Consider the following 12,640-nt stretch of genomic DNA (forward strand, 5'->3'; position numbering starts at 1 on the left):
ACTGTTCACGCATACGTGCCCAGTAACGGAATTTGCCGTGGCTTCGCATTTAAATACGGCAAATTCCTGCTGCCCTCACGTTTTCTTGCGGCACTTTCGGTTCCAAAAATGCCTACCCGTGAACAGTAACATCGCCGTTACCATCACATCATCTTACGGCGCTTTCGGTTCCAAAAATACCTACCCGTGAACAGCAACCGCTCTCCTCCATGCCACCCATTCTAATCCGTCCGACTTTGCCTTCTTTTCTTACAAATTTCATAACTTTTCCAATTTTTATCATTTTATAGATGAATAATTCAAGCGATTATATTATAATAATTTTAGAGCAAAACCAAACATACGGTCACGAAATGGCTGCCGTCTTTTCACCCGTTCGCCGGACATTCAAAAGTCAGGATCCGTCCGGGAACAGCCGTCGGCACGCCGGTTTCGGACCTGCATCATATACACAGGAGGATATGCCTATGGGAACAACAGCTAACACAGGTCAGAGCACCTGGGAACAAATCCACGGCGGGGTTCGCGAGACCGAGCGCCTGATCGGACAGAAGAATTATAACCTGGCGATGGTGAAAGCCCGCCAGACCCTTGAATACATGGTCAAATGCCTCTGCGAGCGGTATGGCATCCTGGAGACCGGCCTTCTGGAAATGATCGATGCCCTCTACAGCGCCGGAAAAATCAGCAAGACCACCTGCGAACATTACCACAAGATCCGCACGATCGGCAACAAGGCGATCCATGAGGGAGACAACAGCGCCTACAACGCCAATCAGGCGCATCACCTTCTGTCGCAGGAGGTCTACACCTTCGCAAATGACTACAATGACACAAAAAAATCCACCCGGGCTTCCCGAAGTGCAGCTCCAACCTCCGCTTCTTCCCGCCTTCGTGGGAACAGCCGCCATCCCTCTGCCGGCTCTGGAAACGGAAAACCTGCCGGCACACGTTCCGGCAGCTCCGAGGGACGCCGTCCGCGCGCCTATGCAGGCGGTCCGTCTTTTGAATTTCGAAGCATTATTAAACCAGTGCTTCTGATTATTATTATCATCCTGCTGCTTTTGATCATCAAGATGATACGCCCTGCGACGGATGCCAAACCGGATTCTACTGCAGCCGTCAGCACCGAATCGCTGGCTCCAGAAACCGAGGCAGAGACCGTTGCCGCAGAATCGACCGTTTACCGGACCACCGACACAGTCAATGTCCGTCCGGAACCATCCACCGACACCGACAGAATTGGTGTTCTAGCACCAGATACCGATGTGGAATATCTCCGTGATTACGACGAAAAATGGGCGGTAATCAGCTACAACGGACAGGAAGCCTACGTTTCCAGAGACTTTATCCGGCAGGTTTCGCAGTAATCAGCCAAAAAGGAACCATACATGCAGTGATTCTTCTCCCTGACATATATGGTTCCTTTTCATTTTCTTTGTACAATGGTTCATCACTTTCGCAATTATACTTTCCGCAATGAATCCCTGAATTTACTCAACTCAAATTTTACTTTAAATCCCGAATTTTCTCCGCCAGCGGCACAATCTCCTCCAGCGAATTTAACTCATAGTCCGCCAGACTCCGGTCAAAGGAAAAACGGTTATCGATGAGCGCCGCCACTGTCATTCCCGCGCAGTGCCCCGCCGTAATGCCGACCGTCGAATCCTCAATCACAAGGCACTCCTCCGGCTGCAGGCCCATCTGCTCCGCCGTATAGAGGTAAACCGCCGGATCCGGCTTGCTGCGCTTGAACGTACTCGCACTGATCATCCGCTCCAGACGGGACGCCACGCCATTTTCCTTTAAAATGCGCTCCACCTGCTCAATATTCGTCGCGGATGCGACCGCCAGCCGGAAGCCCTCTGCTTTCAGGCGATCCATCACATCCAGAATCTCCGGGCGGAAGATCGAGAGATAATCAATCGAATTAAAAATGTCCGTCCAGCGCCCCAGATACTCGTCATGCAGCTCCTGCCAGGTCTGACCATTGTGGATCGCCTTCTCCACAACCATCCAGCAGTCCTGCTTCGTCGTCCCCACCGTCCCGTGCAGACTCTCCAGAGTCACCTCCGGATTTTTCGTTTTTGCATATTCATACAGATAATTCAGATAAATTCCTTCACTGTCAATGATGACCCCATCCATATCAAAGATGACTGCCTTTATCATATTCGTATCCTCTCTCTTTCTGCTCCAGATTATAACATCTTCCCCCAGTATACAGGAATCCCCCGCCAGCTGACAAGCCCCTATTCCACCCTCCCGCCATTCTTTCGAAAAATTTATTACTGTTCACGCATCGTGCCCAGTAACGGAATTTGCCGTGGCTTCGCATTTAAATATGGCAAATTCCTGCTGCCACCATGTTTTCTTACGGCACTTTCGGTTCCAAAAGTGCCTACCCGTAAACAGTAACAAAAATTTCACATATTTTTCCATTTCGCGCCTTTTCATGCTTCCCCGAAACTGTTATACTGGATAACGAAACGGAAACTTTAACATACAGAGCCGTTTCAAGGAAAATAAAACAAACGACCTCTTTACAAATTTATCACATAAAATGAAAGGCTGCAGCTGTACCACAATCTGACAGCCGCGAAAGGTTTTATATGACACAGAAAAAAACATATTTAAGCTGGCTTCTGGGGCTTATCTGTGCTTTCAGTCTGATGATCATGTTTCTGATCACCTCGGTGGAAGCCGTCGCTTACTGGACGCCGCATTATTATGAAAATGAATACACCCGCTACCAGGTTGCCGATGATGTCCATATGGAGATGGACGACCTGCTTTACGTGACGGACGAGATGATGGCGTATCTGCGCGGCAGCCGCGACGATCTGAACATTGACACCGTCGTAGACGGGACGCCGCGCGAATTTTTCAACGCCAGGGAAAAGGCGCACATGGCGGATGTCCGCAACCTCTTTCTCGGAGGACTGGCGCTGCGCCGCCTCTGCCTGTTTCTGGCAGCGGCATCGGTTGCACTGCTGGCACTTTTAAAGGTTCCGTTAAAACACCTGCTGCCACGGATGCTCTGCGCCGGGACGGTTTTATTTCTGGGCGTGACCGCCCTGCTTGCCGGGATCATTTCCACTGATTTTACGAAATATTTTATTATTTTCCACAAAATCTTCTTTACCAACGATCTCTGGCAGCTCGATCCGCGGACCGATCTTCTGATCAACATCGTGCCGGAACCATTTTTCATGGACACCGCCGCCCGGATCGGCATCACCTTCTGCCTGATGACCGGCGCCCTGTTTCTTCTCTGCCTTGCATGTATCCTGCGGGAACACCGCAGGGGCAAATCAGGGGCAGAAAATTCCGGAAATTCCGGAGGTGTCAGCTCTCCAGGTAGTTCCAGCCACCCGGCTGCTCCGGATTTGAAGACGAAAATAGCTGGCAGCACAGGCAGCAAGTTGTCCTTGTTTTTAATTGGTACACTTTTGCTGTCCCTGCTCGCCGCCCCGATGCAGGCGCTTGCCTCCACTGAATGGCCGTCGGACATTTCGATTGACTCCGATGCCGGGATCGTCATGGACGCCAACACTGGAGTCGTTTTATATGGAAAAAACATCCACGAAACCTACTCTCCTGCCAGTATCACGAAGGTTCTGACCTCCCTCATCGTTCTGGAGCACTGTTCCCTCGATGAGACAGTCACCTTTTCCGAGAGCGCGGTCTACAACGTGGAATCCAACAGCAGCAGCGCCGGATACGATACAGGCGATACTGCCAGCGTCAAGGACTGCCTCTACGCCCTGCTTTTAAAATCAGCCAATGAGGCTGCCAACGCACTCGCCGAGCACGTAGCTGGCTCCGCTGATGCATTTGCTGTTTTGATGAATGAAAAAGCCGCCGAGCTTGGGTGCCAGGATTCGCATTTTGCAAATCCGAGCGGTCTGAATAACGAGGAACACTATGTCAGCGCCTACGACATGGCGCTCATCACGCGGGCGGCATTTGAAAATCCTACGTTTGCCAAGATCGTCGAGACAACCTACTATAAACTGCCGCCGAACCAGAAAAATCCCGAGGGACAGGGCATCTCCCCGGGCAATAAGCTGGTCAAAAAGAACTGGCCGCAGTACTACCGTCCGGACGTCCTCGGCGGCAAAACCGGTTATACCTCCATCGCCCTCAACACACTGGTCAATGGTGCCAGACAGGGCGATACGACACTGATTACCGTCATCCTGCACAGCAACAACACGCAGTATGAGGATACCAGCCGGCTGCTCGACTTTGGATTTAACAATTTCCAGTCGGTCAAAATTGCAGATTATGATCAAACTTTTTCAAATATCGGAAAAGATTTGAAAATTTCAGATGTGTCTACCGCCGGAGGCGAATCCCTGTCCATCGACCCAGATAGCCGCGTGGTACTTCCAAAAACAGCGGATTTCTCGGAGACAACGACCTCCTTCGACTATGAGATCCCGGCTGGCGCACCGGACGGCACGATCGCCTGTGTCACTTATTCGCTCGGGGATCACAAGGTTGGCCAGGCATATCTGACCCTCACCGACAGCAGCCAGACAGCGGCAGATATTCCCGAAAAGCTTGTATCCCAGGCGGCAACAGCTGCCGCGCAGGACAGCTCCGACACTGCCCTCTCAAACGGCTCCTCGGAGGCCTTGCCGCTCTCCAATCCGCCCGAATCGGCTGCTAATCAGGAAAATAGTTCCACCGGTAAATCCTTTGGACAGCTGTTTCATATTTCCGTCCGCGTTCCACCGGCATTCATCGCCGCACTGACCGCCATTCTTGTCGTGATCGGCGCGGTCACCGCCGGCATCCGTTTTCTCCAGATGCAGCGCCGCCAGGAGGAGGACGCCCTCGCAGAACGCCGCAGACGGCGCGCGGAACGTCTGCGCGACAGCGGAATGTCCGAAGCAGATTTCGACCTGATGATGCAGGACCGCCGAACGGCGCTGGCGAAAAAAAGGAAGAAACGATCGCATAAAATCCCATAACTGACACAAAAAGAGTTACCAGATGTGGAAATTCTCTTCTTTTACCTTACTCTAAACAGGCAGGAGAAACATTTCCATATCCAGTAACTCTTTTCTATGAATTTTTTCTTTTCTCTAATTTCTATTTCATACGCTCCATCCGCTCGGCTGCCTTCACCCTACTCGGCTGCTTCTGCCGCCTTTCCAGACTTCTTCGCCTTGTTGCGTTCCGCGCGCTTCTTCTTCGTTTCCTCCTTCTTCTGCTCCACGTAGGCCGCTCCCTCTTCACCGACCAGCTTCGTCGTCTTAACAGCAAAGAACGAGCCGTCCTCCGACTTCTTCATCCGGATCTTTCCCTTCATATAACCGTGCTCCGGGCAGACCGCCAGACAGAAGTAAAATTTCTGGTTTGAGGAAAACCAGCGGATCTTTTTCCGCAAGGTCCGGCGGCATTTGTAACAAACCATCTCCGCCACACGCCGTTCCTCCAAAATCTCTTCCTTCGTCTCATGCTCACGCGACACAAATTTCGCATATTCTGGAAATTCCAGGTAGATCTCTTCCTCCTCCGTCAGCGGCGGCTGGTAATAATCCACTGAAACATACTCCATCATGCTGTAAAAGTCCATCTCACTCATGACACGCCCCGTGTAGTACGCATCATCCAGCGCCCGGTGGAACGGGCGGTCTTCCGTGAGGTGCAATTCCTCTACCACGGTATCTAACGACTCCTTTTGCTTGGTGCCGTGGATCAGAGCATAGATTTTCTGCAAATCATAATAGAGAAGCGGCGATGGAAACTGCAGCTCCATCCCGTGATATACCATATTCCGCTGCAATTCGGTCAGATCCATCGAGCCCCACGTACAGAACCGGTAATCATCCCCGCACCATTCTAAAAATTCGGTCATCGCACGCACAAAATCCTCGCCTTCTGTGTCAAGCTGCTCGATCGACATATGCGTCACTTCTGATATCTTATAATGCATCTGCCGGTACACCCGCGGGCGGATCAGACGGCGAAATTCCGAAATGATTTGAAGATTTTTATTTAATTTTACCGCGCCTATCTCAATAATCTCAAATGGAAGCCGGTTCATCGAGCCTTCCTTGCCCGCCGGACTCTGGTTCCATTCCAGATCCAATACTATAAACTGTCCCATAATTCTCGTCTCTTTGTAACGGTTCCGTTTTCTCCGCGTTACCTCTTACTTTTCTTTCTTCACGTTGTCACTGTCCATAACTTTACCACAAATCTGTGTATAAGTCCATATTAGGTTACCGGGCACACATGCGGGGACAGTAATATTTTTGTTACTATACACGGGTAGGCACTTTTGGAACCGAAAGTGCCGTAAGAAAACGTGGTGGCAGCAGGAATTTGCCGTATTTAAATGCGAAGCCACGGCAAATTCCGTTACTGGACACGTATGCGTGTACAGTAACATATTTTTTACATAGAACCACTGGCAGAGTGCTTCCATCTTTGCTATACTTCATGATAGAAAGAAGAAGCATTTCTTTTATCAGAATGCTTTCTTCTAAGCTTTATTATGCACCTTGGGAGGGGCTGCTTATGGATTTAATACAACAATTTATCGATACATACAAGATGAAATGGACGTTCTACGACGCAGCCGGGCGGCTCGCGGCAGAGAAACTCCAGCTCGCCCTGCAAAATGCCGGTATCCGGGCGATCGTGACCTCTCGCGCCAAGAATCCCGCCAGACTCCGCACAAAAGTGCAGCGGCGCAATTCCAGACGTGAAGAACCATACCAGACACTCGAGGAAATCTACGACGACATTGCCGATCTGTCCGGTGTACGCGTCTCCCTGTATTTCCCCGGTGACCGCGGCAAGGTAGATGCGATCATCTCGGAGCTTTTCAACATCCTGGAATTTAAACAGTTCCCGGAACAGTCGAAACCCCCGACTTACCACAAACGGTTTTCCGGCTATTGGGCGAACCATTACCGCGCGCGGATGCGCGATGAAATTTTGAATGAATCACAGAAAAAATACGGATCGGCGCGCATCGAGATCCAGGTGGCGTCCCTGATCATGCACGCCTGGTCCGAGGTTGAACATGATCTGATTTACAAGCCAATGCAGGGAACTTTATCCGAGGAAGAGCTGTCGATCTTAGATGAGTTAAATGGTCTGGTCCTTGCCGGCGAGATCGCGCTGGAACGCCTACAGGCAGCCGGAAATGAGCGGCTCCGCAGCCGCAATGCCGCGTTTGGAAGCCAGTACGAGCTGGCGTCCTATCTCTATAATTTCCTGAGCAGCCATCTCAAAACCGAGGACATCGAGCTTCGAATGGGAAATATTGCCCTGCTCTACCGGCTTTTGCAGCGTTTACAGCTTACCGGCCTCAAAGATATTACCCCGATTCTGCGGTCTGTCAAATTTGAAAAGGATCGGCGCACCATTTCCCAGCAGATCATCGATCAGATTATCTCCGGCAATGAAAAGCGCTACCAGTGCTACCAGGAGCTGCGGACGGAACCGGAGACCGCCTCACCGGAAACCCTGCAGGCAGTCAACCAGTTCCTCGATGAGTGGGTACCATTAGAGCGCTTGCTCAACAAGACTGCACGGCGCACCTCGACGCGTTCCCGCGGTGCCTTCAATATCAATACACTCAAGCGGATGGATCTCTTTGACAAAGAAATGATCAACCAGATTGTCCAGCTCCGCAAGCTGCGGAATGTCCTGATCCACGACATCGAGCTGCCGGACCAGGCACAGATTCTCCGCTGTACGGAGGAAGCGAAAGCACTTCTGGCACAGCTGACCGGACAGCATGACGCAATGGCAGACGGAGAAAACGGTGAGAAAAACAGCCATGCAGAAAACACATAGGACACAAACGCGCCAATCACCAAAAATGCAAAACACCAGATAGCAAAAAAACACAACGATAAAAGCCATCCAGTTTTTAGCCGGATGGCTTCTTTATTTTACATATTTGATTCTTTTCAGAACCGCTTCCAACATCGAAACACGATGTTTTACATTCTAATTTTGCATTCTAAATTCAGAAGCTTCTTAAATTAGAAATCAACCTCTGTATCATAGAAGCAGCAGGTCAGAAGTTTCGCCATCTGCTCCGGATTGATCGAACGCGGGTTGGAACCGGTACATGCATCGCCAACTGCCAGCTCTGCCACGGTTGCCAGTTTGTCATTGAATTCTTTCTCGTCAATGATTCCGCCCTCATAGAGCTTAATGCTCGGAGCGATATTTAACTGCTTGTTCATCTCTTTGATCTCGGCGATCAGAGCGTCAACCAGAGCCTCGTCGCTGTCTCCCTGTAAACCGATGAACTTCGCGATATCTGCATAACGGGAAGCTGCTTCTGGTTCCTTGGAGTTAAATTTAATAACCTTCGGAAGATACATCGCATTCGCTGCACCGTGAACGATATGTCCGCCGGAGTAAGCTGCACCTGTCTTGTGTGCCATGGAATGGACGATACCAAGCAGTGCATTGGAGAATGCCATACCTGCCAGGCATTGTGCGTTGTGCATACGTGCTCTCGCTTCTTTGTCGCCATTGTAAGATTTAACCAGATAGGTATGAATCATCTTGATTGCGTGAAGTGCCAGCGGGTCGGTGTAATCACAATGAAGTGTGGATACATACGCCTCGATCGCATGGGTCATCGCATCCATACCGGTGTTTGCGGTCAGCTTCTGCGGCATGGTCTCAGCCAGCTCCGGATCCACGATCGCTACATCTGGTGTGATATTGAAATCTGCTAACGGATATTTGATACCCTTATGATAATCGGTAATAACGCTGAATGCCGTAACCTCAGTTGCTGTACCAGAAGTAGACGGAATCGCGCAGAATTTTGCTTTTGTACGCAGTGTCGGGAAATTGAACGGAGTGATCAGATCCTCAAACTTGGTATCTGGATACTCGTAGAATGCCCACATCGCTTTCGCTGCATCAATTGGAGAACCACCGCCGATCGCTACGATCCAGTCCGGACCAAATTCCTGCATAAGCTTTGCGCCCTTCATAACGGTCTCAACGCTCGGATCTGGCTCTACTCCCTCAAACAGAGCCACTTCCATGCCAGCTTCTTTCAGATAATCTTCTACTTTCTGAAGGAAACCGAAGCGTTTCATGGAACCACCGCCAACGACAACGACTGCCTTTTTGCCTTTCAGATTTTTCAGTTCCGCTAAAGATCCTTCTCCATGATAGAGATCCCTCGGTAATGTAAATCTAGCCATATTGATACTACCTCCTGTTAATTTTTTAACCACCCTATACCCAGATTATAGCACGCATTCTGGTGGATTTCAACTGTTTTAACTATTCACTTTTGATATATTTGTGTATTTTTCAAAAATTTTACATTTTATTACTTTGATTTCCATAGAACTGCGTTCTTCGCTTGTCAATCATCCAACAAACTGCTTCTTTTCTCCATTTTGAACCGTTCCTTTTCTGTCTGCATAATCCCCCTGTGCCTTTGCCTCTATCATAAAGAATTCCTGCTGCCACCATGTTTTCTTACGGCACCTTCGCTTCCAAAAGTGCCTACCCGTAAACAGTAACGGAATTTCTCCACGCCTATTTCCATGCAAAATCTTATCTTGACATCCCTGTTTTTCCGTACTATAACAAGGGCAAGCATAAGCCGCCTGTGCGCTTATGCCCGTTTCATAGCACCTTACAGATTATATCTGTACAAGACTGACACGGAGGACATTATAATATGAAACAGAACTCACGAATCCAACTGGAAAACACCTTGATCGGCGCACTTGGCGTTCTTTCCCTTGTACTTTTTATTCTCAGCTTCCTGCCAGAGCTGGGACTGGCAAACCGCGTCGGTATCCTTCTGGAAATGGGGCACATGGTACAGCGTGCCTTTTCTGTCGTGCTCTTCATCCTGACCTTCCAGCTTTGGAAACGGAAGCGCGCCGCCTGGAACATTGCTGTTCTCCTGCTGTTTTTAAGCTTTTTACGCGGGCTGACAGCACTTTCTTCGCCTTTGTATCTTCCGTTTCACCTGGCAGAAGCCGTATTATTTCTGCTTCTCCTGTGTTTTCGGAAGGACTTCTGCTGCCCGTCTGACCGGCGCAGCCTCGGACGCTCTCTCCTGTTTCTACTGCTGGCACTGGCAGGCATCATCGTCAATGCCGGTATCAGCTATCATTTTTCGGTAAAACCGCTGGGAGAAACCTCTCTTGATTCGCTGATGGATAGTCTCATTCAGGGAACTGCCATGATTTTCGGCATGGGAAATCCGGGCAATGTTTCACGTGAAACACATGTAGTCGAACTGGTTACATTCTGGTTCAGCTGGGGCTGCATCCTCGCCTCCATTCTGTATGCGGTCCGCCCATGGCTGCTTCGTCCAGTCAGCCATGCTTCGGATTTGATGCATGCCCGCACCCTCGTCAACCTGTACAGCCAGAATCCCAGCGCCTACCTGACGCTGGAAGATGACAAGCTCCTATATTTCGGTCAGAAGGTGGACGGCGTCATCCCCTACGGAGTCGTTGGCAGCACCATCGTTATCAACGGCGATCCCATCTGCGCGGACAGCGATTTTCCGGTTCTCCTGGCAGAATTTAAAGAATTTTGCCAGCGCAGCGCTCACAACCTGTTTTTTATCAGCGTCACTGACCATTTTCTGGAAGAATATAAGAAGCAAGGCTTTGGATGGGTCAAAAACGGGGAGGAAGCCCGTTTCCACCTTGCGGACTATGAAATCTCTGGCAAGAAAGGCGCCAAGATGCGGATGAACATCAACCACGCCCGGAAAGCCGGGGTCGTCGTCCATGAATACTGCCCGCTGAAGCAGCGGGATGCACAGATTGAGGCAGATCTGAACCGCATCACGAACGAATGGCTGCAACAGAAAAAGAGTTCGATGCTGACTTTCGTTATGGGAACTGTCGGGCTGGAAAATCCGATGGACAAGCGATATTTCTACGCCACCGACGCCGACGGAAAAATCGTGGCATTCATCGTGTTTGTCCCATTTCTCGGCAAAAGAGGCTACATGGCGGACGTCACCCGCCACGGAACCGGCGCACCGAGCGGCGTGATGGAGACGATTCTTTACGACGCATTTCAGGTTTTCAAAGACGAGGGCATTGAGTATGGCAGCCTCGGTGTTGCCCCGCTCGCTGGCTTGGAAAATGACAGCTCTAATCCGGTCGAAAAGCTGCTCTGCTTCGCTTACAACCACCTGAACGACTGTTATGGATTCCGCGACCTCTACCGTGCCAAGGAAAAATACAGCCCGACCGAATGGGTTCCTTCTTATTATATTTACCTGCCGAAGATTCCAACACCAGACATGTTTTATGCCCTTGTGACGATTCAGAATCCGCATCAGATCCGCGAGGCAGCGGAGGATCTGGTAAAAGGATGGGCTCAGCGACTAAGAAACAAGAGGACTTCCCTGACACATCAGAGTAAACCATCTCGCCAGGTAAGTTGGGCTGCTTCTTCCAGCACGAAGCAGCCCGACACAAGAAAGCAGACAGATGCAGATAAAAAGGCAGACTAAACTCAGCTTTTATCATGCTGGATGCAGCCTGATAAATTTCATTTTTTTACCAGAAAAGAGGCGCTCTTACGATGAAACGTTCCGGCTATCTCACCACCTCCGGCGCAGAAATCTACTATGAACAGTACGGCAGCGGCACACCGCTCCTTATCCTGCATGGAAACAGCCAGTCCCTTGCCGTCTTTTACCCATTTCTGCGCACGTTTCTGCCCGATTTTCAGGTGATTCTGATGGACAGCCGGGGACATGGGCGTTCCCGGCTGTCTGTCCACACAGCGCTCCACGGGTTCTCTACAGAGGATATGGCAGACGACGTTATCGCCCTGCTTAACCACTTACATCTTTCCTCCGTCCACCTGCTGGGATTCAGCGATGGTGCCAATATCGGGCTGGAGATCGCATGCAAATACCCGGAGCGGCTGAAAACGCTCATCTGTATCAGCGCCAACGCCTCACCGGACGGGCTGCTCACGCCGCTGCACCTTGCCGCCCAAATGCTGCACAGCATTTTAAATCTCCTGGGGAATCTCCTGCTGCCTGTTTTAAAATGCAGCTTTTCTTCTGCCTCTGCATCCTCCGGGTCCTCTGCGGTCTCTGCACTGTCCACCCCGAAAGTTTCCCTGCCATTTCAGAAGAATCTCTCTGTTTCCGCCACATCCGCAGTTTGTGCCGACAAAGAAAGGCAATGCCATTTCGGGTCAATTTTCCCCCGGATTCCGGCAGAACAAAAAAAGAAGCCTGACTTTCTTACCCGGCTGACGCACCGCGTCCTCCGCCGTCGAAATCTGACTTCTCTTTTACTTCACTCGCCCCGTTTAAGTGCCCGGAAATTGCAAACCATCTCCGTTCCTGTGCTGCTGATCGCCGGAACCCGGGATCTCATTAAGCCCTCACACTCCCGCTGGTTAGCAAGGCAGATTCCAACCAGTCGGCTTCTTTTAATGACCGGGGGGCGGCATACTTCCATATTCCGGACACCGGCGCCTTATCTGCGCGCAATTCTGGCATTTCTGCGCCGCAGCTAAAGTCTCCTCACTCTTCCTGCTGCTCCGCTTTCCTTGCTCCATTCACTTTTAGGTTCTATACTTTTCCTCTTCAAGCATATCTACCGGACAGCATCCGCAGCTGCCGTGT

At 50.5% G+C, this 12,640-nt stretch carries 9 protein-coding genes; 5 read left to right on the forward strand and 4 right to left on the reverse strand.

The window, feature by feature from the left end; all coding sequences use genetic code 11:
* The first annotated feature begins 467 nt into the window (after window positions 1-467).
* Window positions 468-1,370 (forward strand): SH3 domain-containing protein, encoded by a 903-nt coding sequence (locus DWZ16_RS03315; protein WP_118522278.1) that lies wholly within the window; start codon window positions 468-470, stop codon window positions 1,368-1,370.
* Window positions 1,371-1,509: 139 nt separating this feature from the next.
* Here the strand turns inward: DWZ16_RS03315 and DWZ16_RS03320 are convergent, their stop codons facing one another.
* Window positions 1,510-2,172, reverse strand: a complete 663-nt coding sequence (locus DWZ16_RS03320; RefSeq protein WP_107000922.1) for an HAD family hydrolase — start codon at window positions 2,170-2,172, stop codon at window positions 1,510-1,512.
* A 440-nt stretch (window positions 2,173-2,612) separates the two neighbouring features.
* On the opposite strand from DWZ16_RS03320, the gene DWZ16_RS16520 reads away from it, so the two are divergent.
* Window positions 2,613-4,982, forward strand: a complete 2,370-nt coding sequence (locus DWZ16_RS16520) for a TIGR01906 family membrane protein (RefSeq protein WP_333489789.1) — start codon at window positions 2,613-2,615, stop codon at window positions 4,980-4,982.
* 158 nt (window positions 4,983-5,140) lie between these two features.
* On the opposite strand, the gene DWZ16_RS03335 is transcribed toward DWZ16_RS16520, so the two are convergent.
* Window positions 5,141-6,124, reverse strand: coding sequence for a 3'-5' exonuclease (locus DWZ16_RS03335; protein ID WP_022359138.1), 984 nt, complete (start codon window positions 6,122-6,124; stop codon window positions 5,141-5,143).
* A 413-nt stretch (window positions 6,125-6,537) separates the two neighbouring features.
* Between DWZ16_RS03335 and DWZ16_RS03340 the strand changes: the two genes are divergently transcribed.
* Complete coding sequence (locus DWZ16_RS03340) at window positions 6,538-7,827, forward strand: RelA/SpoT domain-containing protein (RefSeq protein WP_118522279.1); 1,290 nt, start codon at window positions 6,538-6,540, stop codon at window positions 7,825-7,827.
* Between the two features lie 191 nt (window positions 7,828-8,018).
* On the opposite strand, the gene DWZ16_RS03345 is transcribed toward DWZ16_RS03340, so the two are convergent.
* On the reverse strand, window positions 8,019-9,209 hold the full coding sequence (locus tag DWZ16_RS03345; protein WP_022359140.1) for an iron-containing alcohol dehydrogenase: 1,191 nt from the start codon (window positions 9,207-9,209) through the stop codon (window positions 8,019-8,021).
* Window positions 9,210-9,697: 488 nt separating this feature from the next.
* Between DWZ16_RS03345 and DWZ16_RS03350 the strand changes: the two genes are divergently transcribed.
* A complete protein-coding gene (locus tag DWZ16_RS03350; protein ID WP_118522280.1) occupies window positions 9,698-11,506 on the forward strand; it encodes a bifunctional lysylphosphatidylglycerol flippase/synthetase MprF in 1,809 nt (602 codons plus the stop codon).
* A gap of 38 nt (window positions 11,507-11,544) precedes the next feature.
* Here the strand turns inward: DWZ16_RS03350 and DWZ16_RS15880 are convergent, their stop codons facing one another.
* Window positions 11,545-11,778, reverse strand: a complete 234-nt coding sequence (locus tag DWZ16_RS15880) for a hypothetical protein (RefSeq protein WP_243021917.1) — start codon at window positions 11,776-11,778, stop codon at window positions 11,545-11,547.
* Here DWZ16_RS15880 and DWZ16_RS03355 point away from each other — a divergent pair.
* The gene (locus DWZ16_RS03355; protein ID WP_243021916.1) at window positions 11,701-12,531 is read left to right on the forward strand and encodes an alpha/beta fold hydrolase; all 831 of its coding nucleotides are present in this window, start codon (window positions 11,701-11,703) and stop codon (window positions 12,529-12,531) included. The two genes, DWZ16_RS15880 and DWZ16_RS03355, sit on opposite strands and share 78 nt — an antisense overlap.
* Window positions 12,532-12,640 lie beyond the last annotated feature (109 nt).

The organism is Clostridium sp. AF29-8BH, assembly GCF_003478145.1.
GTDB classification, from domain to species: domain Bacteria; phylum Bacillota; class Clostridia; order Lachnospirales; family Lachnospiraceae; genus Otoolea; species Otoolea fessa.

Bases quoted from the DNA above. Each gene is read 5' to 3' on its own strand.
- DWZ16_RS03315 (WP_118522278.1), top strand. From the start codon at position 468: ATGGGAACAACAGCTAACACAGGTCAGAGCACCTGGGAACAAATCCAC.
- DWZ16_RS03320 (WP_107000922.1), bottom strand. From the start codon at position 2,172: ATGATAAAGGCAGTCATCTTTGATATGGATGGGGTCATCATTGACAGT.
- DWZ16_RS16520 (WP_333489789.1), top strand. From the start codon at position 2,613: ATGACACAGAAAAAAACATATTTAAGCTGGCTTCTGGGGCTTATCTGT.
- DWZ16_RS03335 (WP_022359138.1), bottom strand. From the start codon at position 6,124: ATGGGACAGTTTATAGTATTGGATCTGGAATGGAACCAGAGTCCGGCG.
- DWZ16_RS03340 (WP_118522279.1), top strand. From the start codon at position 6,538: ATGGATTTAATACAACAATTTATCGATACATACAAGATGAAATGGACG.
- DWZ16_RS03345 (WP_022359140.1), bottom strand. From the start codon at position 9,209: ATGGCTAGATTTACATTACCGAGGGATCTCTATCATGGAGAAGGATCT.
- DWZ16_RS03350 (WP_118522280.1), top strand. From the start codon at position 9,698: ATGAAACAGAACTCACGAATCCAACTGGAAAACACCTTGATCGGCGCA.